Annotated in this window: 21 protein-coding genes; 19 read left to right on the forward strand and 2 right to left on the reverse strand. The window is 59.7% G+C overall.

Features of this window, described 5'->3' with window-relative positions:
• Positions 1–116: 116 nt before the first annotated feature.
• The 6 genes from INT29_RS14355 to INT29_RS14380 all read left to right on the forward strand — a co-directional run bounded on the left by INT29_RS14355 (position 117) and on the right by INT29_RS14380 (position 10794).
• Complete coding sequence (locus INT29_RS14355) at positions 117–3128, forward strand: ATP-binding protein (protein ID WP_193072040.1); 3012 nt, start codon at positions 117–119, stop codon at positions 3126–3128.
• A gap of 143 nt (positions 3129–3271) precedes the next feature.
• Positions 3272–4534, forward strand: a complete 1263-nt coding sequence (locus tag INT29_RS14360; protein WP_193072041.1) for a hypothetical protein — start codon at positions 3272–3274, stop codon at positions 4532–4534.
• 34 nt (positions 4535–4568) lie between these two features.
• On the forward strand, positions 4569–6308 hold the full coding sequence (locus INT29_RS14365) for an FtsK/SpoIIIE domain-containing protein (RefSeq protein WP_193072042.1): 1740 nt from the start codon (positions 4569–4571) through the stop codon (positions 6306–6308).
• Complete coding sequence (locus tag INT29_RS14370) at positions 6305–8677, forward strand: hypothetical protein (RefSeq protein WP_193072043.1); 2373 nt, start codon at positions 6305–6307, stop codon at positions 8675–8677. Before INT29_RS14365 ends, INT29_RS14370 begins: the two co-directional genes overlap by 4 nt.
• Before the next feature lie 37 nt (positions 8678–8714).
• Positions 8715–9206, forward strand: a complete 492-nt coding sequence (locus INT29_RS14375; RefSeq protein ID WP_193072044.1) for a hypothetical protein — start codon at positions 8715–8717, stop codon at positions 9204–9206.
• A gap of 100 nt (positions 9207–9306) precedes the next feature.
• Positions 9307–10794: an Ig-like domain-containing protein gene (locus INT29_RS14380; RefSeq protein ID WP_193072045.1), complete on the forward strand. Its 1488-nt coding sequence runs from the start codon at positions 9307–9309 to the stop codon at positions 10792–10794.
• Here the strand turns inward: INT29_RS14380 and INT29_RS14385 are convergent.
• Positions 10788–11363 (reverse strand): TetR family transcriptional regulator, encoded by a 576-nt coding sequence (locus tag INT29_RS14385; RefSeq protein ID WP_193072046.1) that lies wholly within the window; start codon positions 11361–11363, stop codon positions 10788–10790. The genes INT29_RS14380 and INT29_RS14385 overlap by 7 nt on opposite strands.
• Before the next feature lie 100 nt (positions 11364–11463).
• Between INT29_RS14385 and INT29_RS14390 the strand changes: the two genes are divergently transcribed.
• The 3 genes from INT29_RS14390 to INT29_RS14400 all read left to right on the forward strand — a co-directional run bounded on the left by INT29_RS14390 (position 11464) and on the right by INT29_RS14400 (position 13447).
• Positions 11464–12240 carry an SDR family oxidoreductase gene (locus tag INT29_RS14390; RefSeq protein ID WP_193072047.1) on the forward strand — a complete coding sequence of 259 codons (777 nt, stop codon included), beginning with the start codon at positions 11464–11466 and terminating at the stop codon, positions 12238–12240.
• Positions 12241–12271: 31 nt separating this feature from the next.
• Positions 12272–12673 (forward strand): GlcG/HbpS family heme-binding protein, encoded by a 402-nt coding sequence (locus INT29_RS14395; protein ID WP_193072048.1) that lies wholly within the window; start codon positions 12272–12274, stop codon positions 12671–12673.
• 132 nt (positions 12674–12805) lie between these two features.
• Entirely contained in the window at positions 12806–13447 is a 642-nt protein-coding gene (locus INT29_RS14400; RefSeq protein ID WP_193072049.1) for a hypothetical protein, read from the forward strand.
• A gap of 248 nt (positions 13448–13695) precedes the next feature.
• Here the strand turns inward: INT29_RS14400 and INT29_RS14405 are convergent, their stop codons facing one another.
• Positions 13696–14142: a helix-turn-helix domain-containing protein gene (locus tag INT29_RS14405; protein ID WP_193072050.1), complete on the reverse strand. Its 447-nt coding sequence runs from the start codon at positions 14140–14142 to the stop codon at positions 13696–13698.
• Positions 14143–14500: 358 nt separating this feature from the next.
• Here INT29_RS14405 and INT29_RS14410 point away from each other — a divergent pair, with 358 nt between their 5' ends.
• The 10 genes from INT29_RS14410 (at position 14501) to INT29_RS14455 (ending at position 24615) form a co-directional block, all read left to right on the forward strand.
• Complete coding sequence (locus INT29_RS14410) at positions 14501–14749, forward strand: hypothetical protein (RefSeq protein ID WP_193072051.1); 249 nt, start codon at positions 14501–14503, stop codon at positions 14747–14749.
• Positions 14746–16224: a tyrosine-type recombinase/integrase gene (locus INT29_RS14415; protein ID WP_193072052.1), complete on the forward strand. Its 1479-nt coding sequence runs from the start codon at positions 14746–14748 to the stop codon at positions 16222–16224. The genes INT29_RS14410 and INT29_RS14415 overlap by 4 nt, the downstream gene beginning before the upstream one ends.
• A gap of 36 nt (positions 16225–16260) precedes the next feature.
• Positions 16261–16566: a hypothetical protein gene (locus INT29_RS14420; protein ID WP_193072053.1), complete on the forward strand. Its 306-nt coding sequence runs from the start codon at positions 16261–16263 to the stop codon at positions 16564–16566.
• A gap of 30 nt (positions 16567–16596) precedes the next feature.
• Positions 16597–16914: a hypothetical protein gene (locus INT29_RS14425; RefSeq protein ID WP_193072054.1), complete on the forward strand. Its 318-nt coding sequence runs from the start codon at positions 16597–16599 to the stop codon at positions 16912–16914.
• Between the two features lie 379 nt (positions 16915–17293).
• Complete coding sequence (locus tag INT29_RS14430; RefSeq protein ID WP_193072055.1) at positions 17294–18661, forward strand: hypothetical protein; 1368 nt, start codon at positions 17294–17296, stop codon at positions 18659–18661.
• 180 nt (positions 18662–18841) lie between these two features.
• Positions 18842–20191 carry a trigger factor gene (gene tig / locus INT29_RS14435; protein WP_101574747.1) on the forward strand — a complete coding sequence of 450 codons (1350 nt, stop codon included), beginning with the start codon at positions 18842–18844 and terminating at the stop codon, positions 20189–20191.
• 318 nt (positions 20192–20509) lie between these two features.
• Complete coding sequence (locus INT29_RS14440) at positions 20510–21106, forward strand: ATP-dependent Clp protease proteolytic subunit (protein WP_101574746.1); 597 nt, start codon at positions 20510–20512, stop codon at positions 21104–21106.
• Positions 21107–21132: 26 nt separating this feature from the next.
• Positions 21133–21774: an ATP-dependent Clp protease proteolytic subunit gene (locus tag INT29_RS14445; protein WP_101574745.1), complete on the forward strand. Its 642-nt coding sequence runs from the start codon at positions 21133–21135 to the stop codon at positions 21772–21774.
• Between the two features lie 251 nt (positions 21775–22025).
• Positions 22026–23312: an ATP-dependent Clp protease ATP-binding subunit ClpX gene (gene clpX / locus INT29_RS14450; RefSeq protein ID WP_101574744.1), complete on the forward strand. Its 1287-nt coding sequence runs from the start codon at positions 22026–22028 to the stop codon at positions 23310–23312.
• Positions 23313–23325: 13 nt separating this feature from the next.
• Entirely contained in the window at positions 23326–24615 is a 1290-nt protein-coding gene (locus INT29_RS14455; protein WP_193072056.1) for an MFS transporter, read from the forward strand.
• Positions 24616–24636 lie beyond the last annotated feature (21 nt).

Genomic DNA, 24636 nt, shown 5'->3' on the forward strand with positions numbered 1-24636 from the left:
TGGTCGGACTGATTTGCTCTGTCACCGTGGTCCCGCTCCAGCCTGACACGTAGGGCATTCGGTCAAAGCTCAACGAGTGGTTCGGTGACAAGGTTGTGCGCGAGAAGATCTGCGTCATGGCCGTGAAGCTCGTTGATTCGCTGGGTGCAGGCCGCGATATCAAGGGCGCTATGGATTCGGCGTGGCAATCCTTTGTCACAGGTGGTATCCCTCTAGAAGACTTCGACCGAGATGCAGCCATCGTCTCCAACGCCCTTCACCGAGCAGGTTTGGTCGCCCCAGACGAAGGCGAGATGCGCATCCTCGATGCCTGGTGGAATCACGGATCCCATTCAGATACCCCGTTCATGCCTCACTCTGACCACCTGCATGTCTTCTCCGACACCGATTCGATGGCTATTGCCGATCGTGCCGGCCTTGATGACTGCTCGAAGTGGCCAAGAATGCAAGGACAGTTTTCCGTCAGCTTCGCGGCTGTTTCATCAGTCGACATCGAACCGACGGACAAGTTCACCGCAATCAGTCCAGAAGCCTCATGGGCATCCCAGCTGACTCAGTCCGGTGCCCTGGTGGTCTCGATTTCGGGCCGGATCGAACCGGCGAAGCAGACGCGGTCTGAATTGCGTCGCAACCGCAAGAAGTACATGGAGGACATCAAGGAACGCCAGGAACAAGGAGCGATGAGCCAGGCTGATGAGGAAGAGCATCATGGGATGCTCCAATCGATGGAAGGCGCCTATGCCGGACGCGGGGCGCCGGCGACAATCGTCGATTGCTCGATCGTGGTCGGGTTCTCGGGCAAAAAGGACTTCTCGCTCATGGGCAACGATTCCATCGTCGAGCTCAATCCGATGATCAATCGCCAACCGCAGGCCATGGCTGAGACCTGGCTGGGCTCGTCAGTGCGTGCCAACCCTTACGCTCAAGAGCTGCCGATGACGACCATCGCCGCCTCGGGAATCAACGACCTCTCGCGCGTCGGCGACAAGTCAGGTGCCAGCGTGGGATTGACCGAACGTGACTCGCGCATGGCCTATCTTTCGCCCACCGCGGCGTCGAATAAGGACGGACTTCCCGTGGCGCTCGTGCCGGGCGCGACTGGCTCAGGAAAAAGTTTGCTGCTTCTGTGGTTGGCTCACCAGTTCTCTTTGATGAAGCGTCCCAACATCATCATCGACCCCAAAGCCCTTGGAGTGAACACTCCGATTGTCACACCTTCCGGGTGCAAGACGATTGCAGAACTCCAGCCCGGCGACGAGATCATCGACTCCACCGGCAATGTTCACCAGGTGACTTCGAAGTCGAAGATCTTCACTGAAGACGAAACCACCGTCTACCGCGTCCACACGGGCGATGGACAGTCCACCATCGCCGACGGTGCGCACCGGTGGATCATCGTTGACGGCGGCAACCGTCGAGTCATGACCACATCGCAGATCCTGACTGAATATGGGGAGCATCCGTTCGCCACTGGTGACATCTGCCTGCCGATGCCAGAACCACTCGTTGGCCGCGAGACTGACCTGCCCGTCGAACCGAAGACTCTCGGCTCCTGGATCGCCGGTGATGATGTCGGTGACACCGTCTCTGCCGTTTGGCCAGAAATGGCAGCACGCAGTCCTGAATCACGCATGATTCCGGCTGCTTACCACCGCTCCAGCATTGCCCAACGTCAGAGTCTCTTCGCACCAATCCTCGCGCGGCTGGGCACAGTCGCCGGCAGCGGTCGAGTCACCATTGATATGACGGCCAGCGTGGCCAAAGACGATCTCGTCGACTTCATTCGCACCTTCGGATACCGCGTCTTCACCACCGACGAGGCGATCACATTCGTCGCCGATAGAACACTGAACGTGCTCACCGACGACGGCTCGGCTCTTCCCGAGTCTGTCCCAGACTCCGAGCGCGCGATGCCAGTGGTCTCGATCTCCGAAGTCGACTACGAACCCGTCCAATGCATCTCCGTTGATTCTCCCGACCACTCGTACCTGACAGGCGGCTTCCTCGTCACCCACAACACAGGTTCAGACCATTCGCAGGCGGTGCTGGCCTCCGGTGGTCAGATTGCAAGCTTGGATGACATATCCAAGTCCGACGGTGTCTTTGACCCGATCCGGTTCATGATGAAGCAGAACACCGATAAGGGTGAGGCTGGTTCCGTCCAGTCAGCTGCCGATCTTGCCGCTTCAGCGATCTTGCAGATCAACCCTTTCGGCCGCGATGCCGATGATTACGAGGTTCTTCTCAACAGGGGCCTGCTGTTCGGCGTCGACAATGGCGCCCAATGTACGGGGCAGGCGCTGAGTTTCGTCGAAGCTAATCTGGGCGAACTCGCTCACACCGATCGAGACCGTGAGGACTTCATCCAAATTATCTCCCGTATTCGTCAGGCGACGCACTCCCCGGCAATCCGGTCGGTCATCGGGATGGACCCCACAACGGCGCCGCTGGGTGTTGCTGAGGGAACGACATTGATCAAAGTCGGAGAATCCCACCTCGACCTACCTCAGCCAGGTCATGACCCACAGAGTATGCAACAGCGTGCGGCGATGGCGTTGGTGCGCATGATGGTCTACGGATCGGCTATGGCCCTGACCGGACGCGGGGGAGTCCTTCACCTTGATGAGGCGTGGACGTTCCTGCAATCCTCAGCCTCGGAGGTCGAGCGACTTGGTCGCCTGGCTCGAAGTCAGGAGGTTCTGCCGATCTTGTACTCCCAGAGAGTCAAAGACGCCGTCGATGCGGGTCTGAGTGGTTACATTTCGCGCGGTCTCATCATGCATATCAAGGATGAGACCGAGGCGCGACTGGCCTGTCAGTTGTTCAATCTCGAGCCCACTGAGGAGAGGATCGGGCGCATCACGGCCGAAGATCACATCAGCAATGGCGGTCAGCTCATCCCGAACTTCAATTCGCTCAAGGCTCTGCGTGAGGGAGGTGAAGATGAGGCGGGAGAAGTCATTCGCGGTGCGGTGGCCCTCTACGCCGACCTGTCGGGTGAACGTGCAGTGCCGACGGAGATCAACATTCCTTCCGAGTTCTTCGAGTTGATCTCGACTAATCCACTCGATATTGCACGCCGCAACGAACGACTTCATCAGCGAGACGTGTCCAAGATGGCCGTCTGAGGCCTGATTCGGCCCTCCGCAACACAGGTGAAGTGCGAGTGCCCGAATCACCGTCAGCATGGTCTTGCAGGCCGTTGACCTCGGAATATATGAGAATTTCCGAACCTGAGTAGCCACGACTGTCAGCGAACTCTATAGAGAGTATGACGACACAGACAGCTACGCAGCCTCTCGGACGAAAGCTCAGCCGCGCTCAGGCCGATGCGGAAATCGCCGCAATTGGCCAGGCCGTACTTTCGGGCGACCTGCCCGAAGACGCCGGTCGCCGGCAGGTTGCTGAGATCTTCGTAAGCTCCGACGTCGGTGCACAGATCAGCTATCACTTTCGTGCCCGGTCGACCCAAGACATGGTGGACCTCGCCGATTCGGGTCGAGACCTGGTCCTCGACAAGCTGCTCAACGATGCCGTCTTCTACGACTTCAACAAGGCCGACGGGCGCAAGTTCTCCAGTTGGGTCTTTGGCATGATGCTCTCTGCAAAGCCCGCATTGGAGAAGAAACACCGCATCGTCCAAGACCGCTACTGCCCTGTCGAGTCCGTCGGCGAGTACTTCGCGGACAATCAGGAGCCGGAGCCGATGTTCACCTCCACGCCCAAAGTGGAGACCGAAGCGCTGAAGAGCCTCGAACCCGAAGCCGATGTCTTCGAAGAGTTCGCCGACCAGAGCGAACGCTTCCTCAAGCGCTACCGGTCTCGCGAAGAGCGCATCTACGTCTGCGCCCAGTTTCTTCATCGCAAACTCCACCTCCCACCACTTGTTAGACCCGCTGACGCCGCGGAAAGACTGGCCATTCTGGCTCGCCTGAGGGAAGAGCCGAAACTGGCACACCGGTCACTGCTGGCCTTCTATGACCTCATTCAGGGCCGCGAGATCCCCAGTGACATCGGCGACGACCTATTGGCACTGTGGGATGACCTGAGCTTTACAGACGTGAAGCGTCTGCTCACGTCAGCCGGGGCCAAACATATCGCCGTTGTCGCCGAGGCGGCCGTCATGCAGTTGCTCATCCCAGCCAAGACGGCTTTGAAGGCGATGCAGTCAAATCTGAAGAACATGGTCACCTCCAACGACTCGACGCAGTGGAAGAAGCTGTCGAAGGACCTCTTCGACTCGTTCCTTGCCAAGGAGTGCGAACCCGCATCCAGGCATTCGCCGTTGTGGAACTCGATCAACGGGGACGAGGACATCCATGCGAAACGCCAGATTCTGGCGGGAGAGTTCAACACGCTGTGCCAGCAGGTCATCGACCTCTCCGGGCAGCCGCTGGGCGAGACGGTCGAGGAAATCACCGGCGTGCTCATCGACATCTGGGAGGAGGCCTATCACCGTGACAACCTCTCGAAAACCTTCGCCGAAGTCATCGGAGAAGACGAGGGACCGACTGAGACGCAACTTTGCGCATAGATAGATAAAGAGACACCACGATGAAGGCAGGCTTGTGAGCAACCCCAACACGAAGGAACTCAAACTCCCCGCTAAGTTCGACCCGGCTAAACACGCCGCCATTATGGAGCGCAAGGTCAAGGAAGAACTCGGCAGCGATTGGTCGATCAGTCACATCGACAAACAGCGGTGGCGCCTTGTCGCCGTACGTCACACCTCGATGACATCGATGAACGATGAGGGTGAGACTGTCGTTCTTGAACTGGCCAACGGCACAAAGATGTCAGATGCCCCAGCTATTGCCGCTCGGTTCGAGAAGATGAAACCCGGTTACTACCTGACGAAGTTCGAACCATTCCTCAAACCTGGCCGAGCCACCATGCAGAAGTTCGACAAGGCCACCAAGCGCGCCCGAGGCGCTGTTGCCAACGCCCTCGGCGTCCAACCCTGGGCGATTGTCATCACCACCCGATCTGATGGTGGATACGATCTTGAGCTGCCAGATTCCTACACGCCGTCCAAGCACGACGAGAAGCTTGAAGAAGTCGCGACAGACATTGTCGGCGGGCCCGGTTGGTTCACCCGCATTGACCCTCGTTCCCTCGAAGCTTCCATCATCCCCTCGGACCCGCCGACTTTCTCCCAGCTGATCCCGTATCCCACTGATGCCAAGGTCACTGCGTTCGCACCTGGGTCGAAAGAGTGGGCGAAGATTCCACTGGGTGAGCGCCTGCCGGCACCGGGGGAGAAGCATGGAGAAACCTTCATCATCGATTTCGAATCAGGGATGAATTCTCAAGTTGGCGGAACGAGTAACTCAGGAAAATCGGTCTTCCTCAATGACATCGTCGCCGGAGTTCTCGCCCGAGGTGCAGAGCTGGCCATCATCGACACCCCGGCGAAAGCTGTCGATTTCGAGTGGTGCAAGAAATACGTCCGCCCTGAAGGGTGGGGGTGCGAATCGATCGACGAGGCAGCCGCCGTGATGTCGAAGATCTACGCCGAAGGCGACAAGAGGGCGAAGGTACTCAAAGAGTACGGAGTGCAGAACTGGACCCAGCTCCCAGCCGATGCTCAAGAGGCCGCCAAGATGCGGCCCATCTTCCTCATCATGGACGAGGTCACCGGTCTGTGGGCGCTGGAGACAGTGCCCAAGGGCCTCGAAAAGGATCATCCCATGCGGATTGAGGCTCAGGACGCGAACACTGCGAAAGAGATCTTGAAACTGAAGTACTCGAAGACTGCTGCCGAGATGAGGTTCGTGGGCATCAAACTGGTTCTTTCCTCCCAAGTTGCCTCGACTGATACCGGAATCGGCACGGCGCTGAGGACGAATCATCAGAACAAGATCCTCCTCGGCGTGAACCCCACCGAAGGCAACCGAAAGCTGGTATTCCCCGACCCTGCCGCGGTGCCGAAAGTGCCCGAGCACATCAGGTCCAACGCCAAGGTGGGCAAGGGCGTGGGGACGGCTGCCAACGAAGGTGACGAAGCGTGCGTGTTCAAGCCCTACTACGCCTCGACACAAGAGCTTGGAGACTTCCTCAAGAAGTTTGGAGTGCCCACTTTCGAGGGGCAGAGACCGACACGGGCCACGATGGAGCAGTTTGTCCCCACCTCAGGCCCGTCCGACGACGGGGACGAGACCGCCAAGCGTCGCAAGAAGATGGAGGCCGAAGCCATGATCGACCCTGAAACCGGGGAGAAGATGACACCTTTCGAATACGCGAACAAGCAAAAACGACTGTCAGTGCGCAAAGGCGACGCTGACGAGATGAGCGGAGAAAACCAGTGAAAGAAAACAACAGGAAACGCAAGGCCGTCCTTGGCGCGGCCGCTGCTGCCAGCCTCGCCGTCGTACTCGCCGGTGGATATGCCATCAGCGAGCAGGTCAATGACGAGCAGGCCCAGTCCGACAGTGGCGACTACAAGCCGAAATACACGATCAACGCCGATGATGAGCCGACCAAGAGCCCATCGAGTGATGGCGAGGACAACCGGGCGGCCCCACACGATCCCAGTGATACGTCGAGGCTGCCCGACCGTAACGACGGTGATGATGGCAGGTACGGACCAGAACATGGTGACGAGCCCGGTCAGCAGAACTACGCCCTGCCAGACACCAACTCAGGTCTACCAGAGCTCCCGGATCCAACTGGTCCAAAGACCGAGGACAAAGAAGACGATAAGTCAGAAGATAAGTCAGACGATAAGCGTGGCGCTAAGGATCAAGACAGCGGCGGCACAACCGAAGATCCTGACGACGTGTCGCAGCCACCCGGCGACAACGGTGGGTCCGACTCAAATGCAGGCGATGAGCCTGGCGACGACAGTTCTGACGACACACCCGGAGACGGGACCGACAACCCCGGTGATGGCGGCTCTGATGGGTCCGACGACAACCCCGGTGGCGGGACCGACGAGCCTGGCAACGGAGGAGACACCCCTGGAGACGGGGGCGGCTCTGACGGCGAAGATCCTGGCCCTGGCGATGGCGGAGGCAATGACGGCGGAGGTGACGACGGCGATGGATCGGATAACCCCGGAGACGGTGATGGCGGAGACGATGGTGGTGATGACGGACATGGCCCCGTCGACGTCGCAGACCTCGTTGACTTCATCAACGACAAGCGTGGCGACTCACCATTCACCACCCCGGACAAGTTCTCAACCGAAGACCCGGATGCTGACTTGTATGAGAAGCACGAGTCCAAAGACATCGTGGTCACCGATGCTGACGGCACACCACTTGGAGTGTGGTCGGAAATGGACTTCGCGCAGAAGCGGGAGTTCCTCAAGAATTACCCGAATGCCGATGATCTGACTCTCTATGGTGTCGGCGATGGTGAGAAGTCGACCATGACGATCACCGAGTATCGCCTCAAGCCACCGGGGGCAGAAGATGACCACTACAGTGTCGATGCAGGTTCGTCGGTGAAGCTGACGTTTGATGACCTGACGAAGAACGACAAGGTCCTCGACGGTGAAGTTACCGAAGTCACCGGCGACGACGTCAAAGGTCTGACGTGGGATGCCAATTCCGGTGAGATCACCTTCGACGCCTCGGAATATGAGCCCGGCGAAGAAGTGACGTTCACCTACAAGGTTCGTCACACCCAGGATCGAGACAAGAATCGCTCGGGCCAGAATGACGAGGCTGAAGGAAAGGTCACCATCACCATTGGTGAGGACGGCAAAGCCCACGCCAGCGCCCCAGCTGAGAATTCCAAGAGCGCCGAGCTCGCGGATGCGAAACCAGACGATGATGAGAAGTCGGCCGAATCTGATGAGATCTCATCTGATGAAGCTGATGATTCCAAGTCTTCAGATGAAGCTGGCGATGACGACGAGAAGAAGCCAGATTCCATGGTGAAGGTCTCGAACGATATGGCGATCTCACCGGTCGACGAAGAGGATTCTGAGGACTCGGACGAATCCACGACCGAGGATGATCCTGGCAAGGGCTCAGAGAAGGTATCGAACGATATGGCCCACGGGACTGTCGAGGACCCTGAGTCGACTGATGAAGATGAGTCGCAGAAGCCCGATGCCAGTGGTGAAGAGGCACCCAAGGACGAGAAGTCCGATGACGATCAGAAGTCGGTCGCTCCTAAATCTGTCGATACTCAGCCAGCCAAGAAGAAGGTCGATTCCACGGGCGACAGCTGGTGGAAGAAGAAGTCGAGCAAACCAAAAGTCGCCGAGACTCAGCCTGCTGAGAAGCCAAAGTCTGAACCTGCACCGAAGGCCGTCAACACGCAGCCTGCTAAAAGGAAGGCAGCACCGGCACCCAAGGCTGAGGCTCCGAAGAAGGCTGTCGCTAAGGCTCCGACGAAAACGGTGGAAAAGCCAGCGAGCCCACCCACACAGCCAAAGGCACCCGTGGCAAAAGCACCAGTGGACAAGACTCCCGAGAAAGCGAGTAGCGTGACGACCAAACGCGCCTCGAATCCGAAGTCGCTTCATTCTCCGTCCTCGGTTCCGAAGGCGCCGGCGAAATCAGACGGTGGCCCGAGTACCGAGAAGGCGCCCGCACCAAAGGCGAAATCCGGCCAGTCCACCGGTGCCTCAGCGTCTCCATCGGGGGCCAAGTCCTCGGAGCCCAGCAGCTCGAGTCCAGCCCCATCGAAAGGTGGCGGACAAACATCAGGTGATGGGGCATAGACCTAGTGAACGCAATTTCAACTCAGAAGGACACACCATGACAATCATCGACAACGACACCGACCTGACCGCACTTCCCTTCGTCGTCATCACCCTCGACAAGGACACCGAGGAGACGGAGTACCACGGCTGCAAATCTGCCTCCGAGGTCCTCGACTTCGTCATCGACGGCTACTCTGACCTCGATGACACGGAGGCTCTCAAGGCCCGCATCTCTCTGATCGAGGATTCGGTTATTCCGGTCATCACCGAACTTATCTACGGAGGCTATCTTGCCGAGAACGGGCAGAAGCATCTGGAGCAGCGTGACGAGGAGATTCTGCTCTCGCGCTTCAAGGATGATTTCGGAATCATCGACTGGACGCATGAGGAGATCCCGCTCATCGTCGCCAGCACACAGTTCTCGCCGAACACCGATACTCCACGACCTACGGGCAATGTTGAGATCATCGAGGTCGACAACGAACTGGCTGTCATCCGTGCTCTGGCCAGCAAGAAGATCCTCAACGTGATGGAGAACAACGGCTGAGGAAGGCCGAACGAGTCCCTGCACCTATCGACTGCGCCGAGAATCGGCGCATAGATAGGGGTAGGGACTTTTTCGTATCAATACACGGAGCACTGAATATATGGCTGATGAGACGACTTCCGAGGGCAATTCGACGAAAGTGAAGATCGGAGCAATTGTTGCGATTGTGCTTGCGCTGCTGGTCACAGCGGTGTCTTGTTCCGTGAATACTCTGCTGTCCGACCCGACTTCTCAGTCGAAGGCCACAGATTCGAAGACGCCGAACCCGTCTTTCACTATCCCCGCCGATGAGGGTGATGGGGGCGACGATGACGAGACGGATAAGTCAGCCTCGAACGAGCCGTCAGACACTTCAAATCCGTTTGGTGACCCAGGCCGTGACAATGCCTCGGGTGGCCAGCCAGATGATGGCAGTGACACTTTTGCGATGCCGCAGGCACCTTCGGACAACGCGCCCTATATTCCTGACCCGACCGGCCCTGGCAACTCTGATGGCGACGAAGAAGACGACAAGGGCACGAAAGGCAATGAGGGGGACAAGGGCTCTGATGATCGCGAAGGCAGTTCGCCCATCGTCCCGCCAGGCCCACCGAACCCGAACCCTGGTGATGACGATGATGCCGGCAGCGGTTCGTCGGACGGTGACGATGGCACCAACACAGCTTCAGCCTCGGCTAACGGCAGCAACGATTCCGGCGGTAGTGGCAGTGATCCCGATTCGAATGCTGGGTCCGATTCTGCCCAGAACGGCAACGATGACAGCAGCGGCGATAAGGCTTCATCCGATGCCTCGAGTTCAGACGGTGGCTCGACTGGCTCCTCGGACGGATCCAGCAATAGCGACGGCTCCGACTCCAACGCGAATAGCAATGCCAACACCGGTGGCGGGGACGACGACGGTGAAGATCCCGACCCGCAGTACCCGCCAGTGGCCGAAGATTCGGTAGTCAACGGGCTCAATGACAAGCGCGGCGAAGCTGGGACCACACTTCTTGTGACCGAGGCGCCGGAGGATAAGGACGCCTTTGAGACCTCGGACCCGTTCGGTCAGATCGAGGTCACAGTCACGGACGGCGATGCCATCGATGAGCTGTTGGCTTCAGCTCTCGACCGGTTCAACCTCCTGCGTGACTATGGCGAGGATGCTGTCGTCGTGGTTCATGTCGAAACTGAAGAGAGTGCCGACGGCATTCGTGTCAGCGTCAGTTACGAGGTCTTCACTCCGATTGAGCCGGTTGCCGAAGACGATGAAGCCACCATTGACACAGCGAAAGACGAATCAGTGCTCATTGATGTCATTGGCAACGATGACTTCCGCGGTGACATCACTATCGCAATTGTCGATGCTCCAAAGAATGGCCAGACAGCCGTCGAAGGCACCTCAATCCGCTACACACCAGACGGTGGAGACTCAACCAGCGATTCGTTGAAATATTCGCTCACTGACTCCCGCGGAAAGACCGCCGAAGCCAAGGTGACGATCGCCATCGAGCGGTCTGATGAGTCCAGCGAGCCAGAGCCAACAAAGTCTGCTCCAGTCTCGGTGCCGACTACTCCGTCAGCGAAAGAGTCAGCTCCGGCTCAGTAGGTGTGATTGACGGTGGAGGTGGTGCCAACTAGTGCTCGTACCGAAACCATGAGTATTTCGCGGTGTTGCTGAAGACGTTTCGTAGCCCACTCATTATCTTTTGAGTGGGCTCGAAGCGCAGAAGATGCGTACTGCCAGGCGGTGACTTGACCAAGCAATAGAGCAAGCACGTCGACTGCGTTGTCACCAAAGAATTCAGTGAGGGCGGCGACCTTAGGTGCGTAGGCTTCAATCTCATCGGCCGATGCCTCGGCTCTTTCCAAGTTCGCCCATGATGTGAGTCGCAGAATCTCCGGATGAGCAACGAGGTAATCGAAGAGTGCTCCTGCATACGCAGGTAGGTCTTCGGCAGTGAAAGGCACCTCCTCAGCCATCTCCGTCAGCGCTGTCGCTACTACCAGATCGAATAGGTCACCCTTCGGTCCGAAATGTACGTAGATCGATCGTTTATTGACCCGTCCTTCGTCAGCGATCCGATCCACACGGGCTCCAGCGAGACCGAATTGCGCAAACTCGGCACGCGCTGCGCTGAGAATACGTCGCTTGGTGTCAGTGGCATCTGGTGGCATACCCCCAAGTCTAAAGGTAACCATCTGGTTATTGACGGCAGGGTCGTCCTGTGACAAGCTTTCGTCCGTAAGTATCCAGATAGTTACCTAAGGAGTAGCCATGTCCCAGAAGATCCTCATCACCGGCGCCAGCAGCGGATTCGGTCAGGGAGCCGCACTTGAACTCGCCCGGCAGGGCAACGAGGTGATCGCAGCAGCTGAGACTTGGCCCCAGGTCCGCAGCCTTCGTGCTGATGCTGTCGCAGCTGGAGTGGAGCTGACTGTCATCAAGCTCAACCTGCTCGACGATATCGATGTCGCACATGCAGGAACATTCGACGTGGATGTGCTCGTTCTCAACGCTGGAGTCATGGAAGGCGGAGCCGTCGTCGACATTCCGATTCAGCGCGTACGGGAATCGTTCGACATCAATCTGTTCGGGCACCTCGAACTGGTCCAGGCAATTGTGCCGAAGATGATCGCCCGCAACAGTGGTCGAATCGTGTGGACATCGTCCATGGGCGGGATACTCGTCGTGCCATTCCTTGGTGCCTACTGTGCCACCAAGCACGCAATCGAAGCTGTCGCCGGTTCGATGAAGGCCGAGCTCGAGCAATTCGGAATCAAGGTCGCCACAGTCAATCCAGGTGTCTTCGGAACCGGGTTCAACGACACTGGCGCCGAGAGCTACGTGCAGTGGCACAATGCCGACACCGCACACGTCCCGATGCCCGACTTTGGCCCCTCGCTTGCGGATCAGGCGGACCCGCAAGAGATGGTCGATGCAATGGTCGAGACAATCATCTCCGATGACCCGGACTACAGGACCATGAGACCGCTGGAGACCATCGCGGCCGCCAAGCAGTGGCAGGAAACTGAATGGACGCAAAAGGCCTGAGACCAGTTATCACCAGAAAGGAATTGATCACATGTCACACCCCACAATCACCCTGCAAGCCGCGAGCAAGATCATCGACGTTGGGCAAGAGAAGGCGCGCGATCTCGGCTTGAACGCCGTCTTTGCAGTACTCGATGGTGGAGCGAATCTTGTCGCCTTCCAACGAATGGACGGAGCTTGGCTGGCGTCCAACGACCTTGCACTGGCGAAGTCTCGAACCTCGGTCATGTTCGAAGCACCGAGCGAGGCCCTCAACTCGCCATTACAGGTTGGAGAGCCGCTCCCACACTTTGATCACACGAACGGAGGGCTCCTTCTTATGGGTGGGGGAGTCCCGATAGTCAACGACGAGGGACAGCTCATCGGCGGGCTCGGAGTCTCGGGTGGGACTCCGGAACAGGACGCTGAGATCGCCCAGACAGCAATCAGCTAAGCAACATCCACGCCCGCATGACTGTACGTCGAGCGAAGCGTTGAAGTAGTCAACAGGCAAGTGGGGAATCGAGCCATCTCGGTTCCCCACTTCTCTATTCAACGACCGCATTTCATTCGACCAGGAGGCACTATGGCGACCGCGATAAGACAGAATCCATATTCGCACAACTGGGCAACGTTTGCCGCCAACACTGGTGATCACGAGCTTTCAGTCATTTTCGACAACGGAGACTACCGGCATCTGCGTATGAGCAAGCCCGGAATGTTGGCTTGGCACTGGGAGATTTTCACTGCGCCCGGATATCTTGCCTTTGTTGGCGACATCGGAGTTCAGCTGATTTTTCGCCGAACCACGGACATGCTGGGCTTCTTTAACACGCGCAATTACGGAGACATCTACGGTGACGGTTCGCCCTTCATTAATCCGGGATACTGGGAGGAAAAGGCCGGCCCCGACATGCAGTCCGTGACTCGCACGTTCGACGTGGATCACGCCGTCGATGTCGTGCGCGATGCTGTCAACGAACTCGTCGACTGTGACGAAGTCAGGGCAGAAGTCGGCGATGAGTTGATCGCCTCGGCGAGGGACGCTGCCAACCTTGAACCAAATGCACAATCGTTCGGGGCATGGCTCTACGAGTCTGAGCACCTTTCCGCTCTGGCTTCCGAAGCTGAAGTTGAGATCTTCCACCCACAGTTCCTCAACACGTGTTTCGCATTGGCGACTATCGCTAACCGATATGCCGACTACAGTGACGAGGAGGAGTCATGAGCGAAATCCCGGCAGCCGTGACCGCATCCATCCCAGCTTCGTCACCGGGTCAGATGGTTCGACCTGCGATGGATGCGGTAATCCGATCGAACAACCAGGCGGCAGCTTGATTGATGGCCGGGTCGAACACGTTGCACGCGTGGCCCAAGAAGCTCTAGGCATACGCCTGTAGAGTTCATCTCCCATCCACAACAAAGGGCCTCGACACTGACTTGTTTCAGTGTCGAGGCCCTTTGTTGTGGGTTCGTCTACTTCTTAGCGGCGAGCTCAGCGTTGCGTTCGTCGATGAGCTTCTTCATCCGCCGCCTGGTTTTGAGACTTCCACCGGGGTATTCGGAAAGGTCTTCGTCCTCATACGTTTCGGGGATGGCCATCGTCTCTGGAGTTGTCTGCTCCGGTTCGTCCTGTGGCATCGGCTTGACCGCAAACATCGACATGATCTCTTTGACGTCGTCGGAGGTGAACCGGACGGCAGATCGATTGATGCGCAAATGCGGCAGTTCGCCATTGCGAGTTCCATCGCGAAGGAAGTGAACTCCGCACTGCAAGATGGCCGCGGCTTGCTCGGGGGTATAGACACACGGCATTCCATTCGGAACGTAAATGTCCTGCCCCTGGGTGTGCATAACGGCCAGGGGAGAGTGGGTGGGCTCAAGCGAGGGTGCATCTACCGAAGTCTGCGATTCTTTGCTCATACCCTCTCTACGTGCGGCAGTTCGGCTCATGTTCGTAGAAGTTCGCAAATTCTTTGAAAATCTTCACTCGGGACCCTCCCGAAGGGGGTGCCGCACGGTGGCCGCATCATGCGGCCAATGGAGCTGAACGAACTGCTATTCCAAACCCATCAACATCGTTAAACCCCTAGAATCCAGCGAACGATATGGTGCCAAAAGAGGCTTCAAGCGGGTTCGATTCCCGTCATCCCCTCCACCGTGTCGCCGCTGGTCACAGCGGCGACACAGTCATTTGTGGGGAAGAAACCAACACCCTCAATCATCCCAGCGTGACCTAAAATGACCTAACTCGACTGGCCGGGTTCGGAAAGATCACGCCATGTCCACCGCGCACACAGCGTTCAGCATCACCGACCTCTACACCGGCCGATCATTCACCTACGTCCCCGGCGACGGGGCATCTCTGGCCACACTCTTTCCCGAAGCCACCGACAACACTCTCTACGCGCTCGAAACCGTCACCGACGTGCTCGATGCTGGATATCTGCCCGACACCGACACACTGGCATTCCTCACACTGGTCGTCACCCCCGAAGATGACACCGACGAGCCTGGGGGTGTGTTGTGACGGCGCGGGCGGTGTTCGGGGCGATTGATCGTCTGCCGTCGGGGCGGTTCCGGGTCCGCTATACCGCTCCCGACGGCACCCGCCATAAAGTGCCGGGCACGTTCGGCACCCGGCAAGAGGCCGAAGCCGTGCGCGTGCGGGTCCATGCCGAAGTGCTGGGCAACAATCCCGTCATCGCGAAGCCGTCGGCAATCACCGTCGGTCAGTACCTGTCCGACTACCTTGACCACGCTCGGGCGACGCTGCGTCCGCGCACCCTCGATCTGTATCGGCGTACCGCTGATTCGTGGATTCTGTGCCCGGTCGGGACGACGACCCCGGTTGATATCTCGACGGTGACCGTCCAAGCCCTGACCCCGGGATTCGTCCGTACTTGGTATGTCGCGCTGCTCGACGGCACCCGCGCTGCTGCTCTCGATCAGTCGGCTACGTCCCGACGCGGCCCGCATCCGGCCCGGGCCTGGGCGATGAGTCACGGATTCGACGTGGCCCCGACCGGCAAGCTGCCGACCGATGTGCTCGACGCGTGGACTGCCGCCGGTTCACCGGCCCCGCCGGTGCCGACCACGGCGGGGGAGTACCCGGGCCGGACCGCTGCTGCTGGTGCCTACCGACTGCTGCGGACCGTGCTCATGCAAGCCGTGCGCGATGGTCTGATCACCGCGAACCCGGTCCACGTCAAAGGGGCGGGCACGGCTCCGCACCCCGAACGCCGACCCCTGACCGCGACCGAAGTGGTGGCCCTGGCCGATGCGATGCCCGACCGGTACCGTGCCGCCGTGCTCATCGCCGCCTGGTCGGGACTACGCCCCGGCGAAGCATTCGCCCTGCGCCGGGGCGACCTCGACCTACACGCCGCGACTGTCACCGTGACCCGTACCCTGGTCGAAGTTCCGGGCGAACCCGTCGTCTATGGTCCGCCGAAGTCCGCCGCTGGCCGACGCAACGTGAACCTGCCGCGTTCAATCTTGCCGGTCCTGGCCGACCATCTCCACCAGCACACCGGCATCGACCCCGATGCGCTGATGTTCACCACCGGCCACGGCAACCCTGTCACCGCGTCCACACGGTCCGGGGTGATGCGTCGGGCACGACTGGCCATAGACCGGCCCGATATCGCCTGGCATCACCTGCGCCACACCGGGGCGACGCTGGCTGCGCAAGCCGGGGCGACTCAGGCTGAGTTGCAAGCCCGGATTGGTCACTCCACGGCCCGGGCTGCTGCGATCTATCAGCACGCCGGAAACGACCGCGACCGTGCATTGGCCGACCGGCTCGACCAGCTCACCAGCACTTCATCGCCGACACCGACAGACCCGACCCCGACCGGGCCGAGCACCCCAGCGGCTGATCCCGAACCGAGCACATCGGAGACGACCGGAGCCTACACGGACACTGCTCGTGCTCAGAATCGACGGGCATCGGCTGCGCTGGCATTCGGCACCCGGCGCGGCCACCTCGCCGCAATCAGCTAACCCCACCACCAACCGACCGAACGAATGGAAACAACCATGACAACCAAACACGACCGTTTTCCTTGGAGACTTGAGCTGCGTCGAGTCCCGCTCGACCGGCTCGAATCCCACAGGGACTATCTTGCCCGCAGGCTCGACTACATCACCGGCGACGACTACACCGCACTGGTCACCGAGTACCGCGCCACTGCCGCCGAAATCCGCCGCCGCTACCGCACCGCCGAGATTGAACGCGCCCAGAGGGCCGAACGCTTCCACCCCGACCACTACCAACCGCCTGAACACCGCCCCCGGCGCGGACGCAAACGCCGTCGCCGGTTCAATCGCAACCTGCCGCACTGACCACAACCACCACCGAAAAGAACACAAATCATGAAACACCGCAAACTCCGCCCCCGAGGACTCTCCGCGCAGGTGCTGCGCACCGCCACGACCACCGCACTGCTCGCGCACCTGCAACGACTCACCGCCGCCGACTTCCCCGCCGGTTACCACCGCCGCGACCGAGAGGCCCGCATCGTCCGCGACGAACTCGCCCGCCGCCACCGGGCCGACCTCGACGCTCGCCCCCGGCACAGCGTGCCCGGTTCCTCACCGCTCGATCCCGAATCCATCCGCTTGGCTGCTGCCCTCGACACCGAACCACCGCGCCCAGCGGACTCGTCATCGTTGCCGGACACCGATTCGTGACCGCAGCCGACACGGCGTGACCTAACATGACCGAACCCTCTAGAGCTCAGTGTGTATAGTTAGGTCATATAAGGTCACGTTTGGTCCGAATACACACACAGGACCCGGCCTGACCTGGGGCGACACAGAGGGCAACAGGAATCTTCCAAACTGATGGTGCGAGTTCGATTCTCGTCATCCCCTCCATTTACCGGTCGGACCTGATGGTCCGGCCGGTTGTTTCGATTCTCGAACCGATTTGCTCCACTCCATCGCGGGCTCGGATAGAATTCAGTACCGCCCAGCATCTTGTGCTCGGCATTTCTCACCAACCCTGTGCGACCGAGGTGGCACCCTTCGCTGCTGAAGGTGACCCACGGCAGAAAGCCAGCCCCCAGATATGACCTCCGAACCTTCGCAGCCCCGACTGCACCTGCCACGGCCGAACCGTCGTCAGGTTCTGACCGGTGCATTGACCGGTGCCGGTCTGCTCGGGGCAGGGTTCGCGACATCGTCTGGCACCGACATCCTCGCCGAGGTGGGCCGAAGTGATCCTCTGCGCTCCGTCACCGTCGTCTTCACCTCGGCGGCCTCTCGCGAAGGTCTAGACATCGACATGGCGCAGCGGTTGGAGCCCCACTCACGTGTCCTGCCCGACGTCGACGATGCCGGCCCGGCATCCCGACAGCGGGAATTCCTCGACCGGTGTGCCCCGTGGATCACTCACCTGCCAGAGCATCGACGCGATCTTGCCACCTCGGCGCTGCTCGATCTGTGGGTTCTCACCGACTCGCTGCCGGCGACGGTGGCCAGCTGGGATCGGCCGTGGCGATACATCTGGCCGCGCGATGCGGCATTCGCTGCGGTTGCCTTGGCCCGGATCGGTTCGATCGACCTGGCGTGGAAACATCTTCTTCATCTGCAGTCGCTGCAGTTTGAAGACGGATCGTTTGCGGCACGATACATCCCGGGTACCGGGAAGGCCCCAGACGAGCGCCCGTCGCAGTTCGATGCGATCGGACTCCTGCTCTGGGCCGTCAGCGAGGTCCACGCTTCGGCGGTCAGCACAGAGGGAGAGCACGTTGAGATCGTCGCGCTTGAGGCCATGACTCCGATGCTGCGACGATCATCGCGGCGCCTCCTCCGCCTCACGAAGCAGGGCAGCGCTCTGCCACCGGTGTCCTCCGACTACTGGGAAGTCAGCGAATCCCAAGTCACTCTTGGTATTGCGGGGCCCACTCTGCTGGGTCTGCAGGCACTCGTCAGGCTGGCCGGGCACAGCAGCGGTATGTGGGGGCACATCGATGGGGGAGTTGACGCCCTCGGAGAGAGCTGCGCGGCGTACGAAGCCACATTCTCTCGAACATTCATTGCCAATGGACTGCAGCGCTACCCGACCTCGGGAGGCCTCGATTCGGCGGTCGCTTATCTGCCCGCAGCTGGGGCGGGCCTGGGCCTGGACGAATCGACGCTCGATCATGTCTGGGACAGGCTGAGCCAGCCCGCAGGCGGGATCAAACCCGGCCACGGTTGGATCTTCGATCAGACGAGCTGGACGCCGTCTACGTCTCTGATGGGACTCGGGTTCGCCAGAATCGGGGCCAGGAAGCAGGCTGATGAAGTCCTCAACTGGTTGGGGCGCCATCGGACGCAGGCCGGCTCCTTTCCCGAGAAGGTCAGCGCAGAAGGAGCTGCACTGTCCGTGGCTCCTCTGTCATGGACGGCATCCAATGTGATCATCACACTCGACGAGCTTCACTGCCCCTGATTGCGCTCCTCGCGAACTCGTGCCCTGCAGTGTCCTGCCTTTTTCGTGTTTTGTCCCGTGTTTCGCGTAATATGGGTGACTGCGTCTTGCGGACGTGCGCGATCTCATCGTGGACTTTCGCTCCCTCCAGGTCACCAGATGACCGAATTAGCATGACTGTCGAAATTGAAAGGTCGCACTGTGAAGAGCTCCGTCGAGCAACTCGACCCCACGCGGGTCAAGATCAGCGTGGATGTCCCATACGCCGAACTCAAGCCGAGCATCGACGAGGCATACAAGACCATCGGTGGCCAGGTGACTATCCCGGGCTTCCGCCAGGGCAAGGTCCCCGCGCGCATCATCGATCAGCGCGTCGGCCGACCCGCAGTGATCCAGGAGGCCGTGAACAACGGTCTTGACGGCTTCTACCGCGAGGCTGTCGAAGAAAACGATCTCAAGCCACTGGGTCAGCCAGAGGTTGAGATCTCTGAGGTCCCCGGCCTCGACGGCACCGAAGACGGCGACCTGACCTTCACGGTTGAGGTTGACGTGCGTCCGAGCATCGAACTGCCTGCCTACGACACCATCAGTGTTGAGGTCGACCCGATCGAGGTCACCGATGAAGACGTCGATGCCGAACTCGAGCAGCTGCGCACCCGTTTCGGAACCCTGAGCTCCGTTGACCGTCCTGCAGCCAAGGACGACTTCGTGACCCTCGATCTCGTTGCCACCATCGACGGTGAAGAGATCGACACCGCTTCCGACATCTCCTACCAAGTTGGTGCCGGAACCATGCTCGACGGCATGGACGAAGCTCTCGACGGCCTGTCGGCAGGCGAGACCACGACTTTCGAAACCACCTTCGCAGGCGGAGAGCACGCTGGCGAAACCGGTACCGTCTCCATCACGCTCAGCGCCGTCAAGGTTCGCGAACTGCCAGAGGCTGACGATGACTTCGCGCAGCTGGCCAGCGAATTCGACACGATCGATGAGCTGCGCACAGACCTGCGTGAGCAGGCTGCTAAGCAGAAGGAGACCGACCAGGGTGCCCAGGCACGCGACAAGGTCCTCGAATCTCTGATCGAAACCCTCAACGTGCCGGTTCCTGAGAAGGTCGTCACCGACGAGGTTGAGCGTCATCTCGAGTCCGAGAGCCGCGTGGACGACGATGAGCACCGCAAGGAGGTCACCGAGGAGACCGAGCGCAACCTCCGCACTCAGTTCATCCTCGACTCGATCGCCGAAGCCGAAGAGGTCGAGGTGACTCAGCCTGAGCTCATCGAGTACCTGATCTCTGCTTCACAGCAGTACGGCATGAACCCGAACGAATTCGCGCAGATGCTCGACAGCTCGGGACAGGTCAACGCCTTGGTCGGAGAGGTCTCGCGCCGCAAGGCCCTGGCCGCTGCACTGGCTGGTGCTGTCGTCAAGGACACTGCAGGCAACGTCATCGACATGGAAGAGTTCACCTCTCCTGCTGAGGAAGAGGCACCTGAAGGTGCCGAGGAATCAGACGCGACTGTCGTTGCTGAAGGCGACGACGAGAACTGATTTCGCACCGCCTCGGCGGTGACAGGGCCGACAACGGTGGGCACGGGAGATATTCCGTGCCCACCGTTTCGCTATTCTGTGACCACCCATTCGCAAATGTGGACCGGTCGGCCCCAGTCGGCTGCACTCCGGCCTGTCCCGATTCGGCTGGCCACAATTGGGGCGGCAGGTGCGAGCTCAGACTTGGGCGAATTCTGTGCCCGATCACGCTGATGGCGAACACAGGCGCTCCGACGGACTAAATCCGACCGGTGAGCAGTTAGAGTCCATATCAAGCCAACCAAAGACCAACAGGAGTGAAACGTGAGCGCACATGAAATGACAGCGCCCGTCGGCCTCGACGCCGGTGGGGCAATGGGTCTCGATGACCATATTTTCAACCGCCTGCTCAAAGAGCGCATTATCTGGCTCGGTTCGGAAGTGCGTGACTCCAACGCCAACGCGATCTGTGCACAGATGATGCTGCTGGCTGCAGAGGATCCCGACGCGGACATCTCGCTGTACATCAACTCCCCGGGTGGCTCGGTCACCGCGGGAATGGCGATCTACGACACGATGCAGTACATCAAACCGGACGTGTCGACAGTGGCGATGGGCATGGCAGCTTCTATGGGACAGTTCCTGCTGTCCTCCGGTGCTCCGGGCAAGCGCTACGCCACACCTCATGCTCGTATTCTCATGCACCAGCCTCTGGGTGGCATCGGTGGTACAGCCACGGACATCAAGATCCAGGCTGAACTGATTCTGCACATGAAGAAGCAGATGGCCGAGCTGACCGCCGAGCAGACCGGCAAGTCGCTCGAGCAGATCCTTAAGGACAACGACCGCGACCACTGGTTCACCGCCGAAGAAGCCCTGGAATATGGCTTCATCGACAAGATGGTGGCCCGTTCGTCCGACGTCACCGACAACTGAGTGGGAGCCAAGGAAGAATGAATTCAATGAACTTTATGCCAGGGTCCACCGCCGGCAACATGCCGCAGTCCCGCTATGTCATGCCCCAGTTCGAAGAGCGGACTCCCTACGGTTTCAAACGCCAGGACCCCTACACGAAGCTCTTCGACGATCGCGTGATCTTCCTGGGAGTCCAGGTCGACGACACGAGCGCCGACGACGTGATGGCCCAGCTCCTGGTCCTCGAATCACAGGACCCTGACCGTGACATCACGCTGTACATCAACTCACCGGGCGGTTCGTTCACTGCGATGACCGCGATCTACGACACGATGCAGTACATCAAGCCGGAGATCCAGACGGTCTGCCTCGGTCAGGCCGCCTCGGCTGCTGCCGTTCTGCTCGCAGCTGGTACTCCGGGCAAGCGTTTGGCTCTGCCCAACGCTCGAGTCCTCATCCACCAGCCGGCGATGGAGGGTTCGGGCCAGGGCCAGGCCTCTGATATCGAGATCCAGGCCGCAGAGGTCTTCCGGATGCGTCAGTGGCTGGAGACGACCCTATCGAGTCACTCCAACAAGTCACCGGAGCAGGTCTCCAACGACATCGAGCGTGACCTCTTCCTCACCGCCGAACAGGCGAAGGACTATGGACTCGTCGATCAGGTGCTTACCTCCCGCAAGGCGGTCTGAGGCACACCGACAACTTCGGGCCCGGACAGTCGTCGACTGTCCGGGCCCGATGCCGTCTGTGCTGTGAAGTTGCCACAGGGTGAAGCGGCGAGTAGTTTGGGCCTTCTCGACAGCGTGGGTGCGTTCAACTTCTCCGACACACCGAATAGCGGTGCTGACGGCTCATGTCAGTCCCGTATGGGAAGCTATTGAGGTACAGGAAACACGAGCGGTAGAGTTGGGGCCAGGTGCCCCGGCGGAAGGTTGTGACAGTGGCTCGCAGTGCGGACGGAGCAGACCTGCTCAAATGTAACTTCTGTGGGAAATCCCAGAAGCAGGTTCGGAAACTCATCGCCGGACCTGGAGTCTACATCTGCGATGAATGCATCGGGCTGTGCAACGAGATCATCGAAGAGGAACTCAGCGAAGGCACCGCCGAGCATACCGAGATCGAGTTGCCCAAACCGCGCGAGATCTTCGACTTCCTCCAGGAATACGTCGTCGGTCAGGAACCTGCTAAGAAGGCCCTGTCCGTTGCCGTCTACAACCATTACAAGCGGATCCGCTCCCTGCAGAGTGACGAAGACACGAAGACTCTGGGCTCAGACGACACCGAAGTCGAGATCGCGAAGTCCAACATCCTCCTCGTAGGCCCCACCGGATCCGGCAAAACCTATCTCGCACAGTCACTGGCGAAGAGACTCGATGTGCCCTTTGCAGTGGCAGACGCGACAGCACTGACCGAAGCAGGATACGTCGGCGAAGATGTCGAAAACATTCTGCTCAAGCTCATCCAGGCCGCGGACTTCGACATTCAGAAGGCCGAACACGGCATCATCTACATCGATGAGATCGATAAGATCGCTCGCAAATCGGAAAACCCCTCGATTACCCGCGATGTCTCCGGCGAAGGCGTCCAGCAGGCGCTGCTGAAGATTCTCGAGGGTACACAGGCCTCCGTGCCGCCACAGGGCGGACGCAAGCATCCGCACCAGGACTTCCTCCAGATCGACACCACGAACGTACTCTTCATCGTTGCCGGCGCATTCGCAGGCATGGAGGAGATCGTTGCCGGCCGAAAGGGCAAACACGGCATCGGATTCGGCGCACTCCTGCAGTCGAAGAACGACGAAGAAGACCTCTACGCCGATATCCTGCCCGAGGATCTGCTGAAATTCGGGCTCATCCCCGAATTCATCGGGCGGCTGCCAGTGCTGGCCACCGTCTCCACACTCGATCGTGCCGCCCTGATATCTATCCTCACAGAACCGAAGAATGCTCTGATCAAGCAGTACCAGCGCATGTTCGAGTTCGACAATGTCGAACTCCGCTTCGAGACCGACGCATTGGAAGCCATCTCCGACCTCGCGCTCCTGCGCGGCACCGGGGCACGTGGTCTGCGGTCTATCTTGGAAGAGGTTCTGCAGTCGGTCATGTTCGATGTGCCCTCCCGGGAGGACATCGCCGAGGTGGTCGTGACCAGAGACGTCGTGGAAAAGAATGCCGCCCCGACGCTGGTGCCTCGCGAGCAGCCTCGAACATCCAAAAAATCAGCCTGACCCGTCTCATTAGATGAGGCTGTTCGCTGACACCCGGCCTCTGAAATACGTCAACTTCCGTCGGCTGTGGTTGGCCAATATAGTCACCGTCATCGGTGCTCAGATGACGGTGGTTGCCATTCCCGCGCAGATCTATCACATCACCGGATCCTCCGCCTACGTGGGTCTCAGCGGCGTCTTCGGTCTGATTCCCCTCGTCATCTTCGGGCTTTGGGGTGGTTCACTGGCCGACGTCATCGACCGTCGCAAACTGCTCATCATCTCCACTGTCGGGCTGATCATCGCCAGCTCACTGTTGGCTCTCATCGCCTTGACGCAGCTGGACAACGTGTGGCTGCTGCTGTGCGTGTTCTCCTTGCAACAGGCCTTCTTCGGCCTCAACCAGCCGGCTAAGGGTGCTCTCCTTCCGACGATCATTCCGCTTGAGCTTCTTCCTTCTGGCAACTCGCTCAATATGACTGTTATGACGCTGGGCGCCGTGGCCGGACCGATCATCGGTGGGGCACTGATTCCGGTCGTCGGCTACCAGATGCTCTATGTCGTCGACGCACTGTTCCTGGCGACGACTCTCTACGCGGTGATGCGTCTGCCTGCATTGGTGCCTTTGAAACAGCCCGACACCCGCTCCGGTTTCAAGGGAGTCATCGACGGCTTCCGCTACTTGGGAACGAACACCGTGGTCATGGTCTCGCTGCTGGTCGACGTGATCGCCATGGTGTTCGGTATGCCCAGGGCACTGTTCCCACAGATCGCGGCCGAGACCTTCAATGGACCGCCCGCCGGAGGCATTGTGTTTTCGCTGCTGTTCGCATCCTTGGCGGTAGGCAGCGCACTGGCAGGAATCTTCTCCGGTTGGGTCTCCCGCATCGAACGGCAGGGCCTGGCGGTGATCACTTCGATCATCGTTTGGGGTGTCGCGATGTCGCTGTTCGGCCTGTCCTTGGAGTTCGCCTCCGGGTATTGGACGGCAGCCCTGATCTTGGCACTCCTCGGTCTGGCCATCGGCGGCGGCGCCGACATCATCTCCTCTGCCTTCCGCTCCACGATGCTGCAGGAGGCTGCCAGTGATGATATGCGTGGACGCATGCAAGGTGTCTTCATCGTCGTGGTCGCAGGCGGGCCCCGCATAGCTGATGTGCTGCATGGGACGGTCGCTGAGTTCACGAACACGACGGTTGCCTCCGCCGGAGGAGGCCTCATGGTCATCGTGCTGGTCCTCGCCTGTGCGCTCTTCTTCCCGACGTTCCGCCGTTACCGGGTGGAACGTGGGGGAGAGCAGCAGTCGCGCACGTCGGTGACCTGAGGGGTCTAGTCGAGAAGACGT

This window comes from Brevibacterium sp. FME37 (assembly GCF_014897485.1).
Lineage (GTDB): Bacteria > Actinomycetota > Actinomycetes > Actinomycetales > Brevibacteriaceae > Brevibacterium.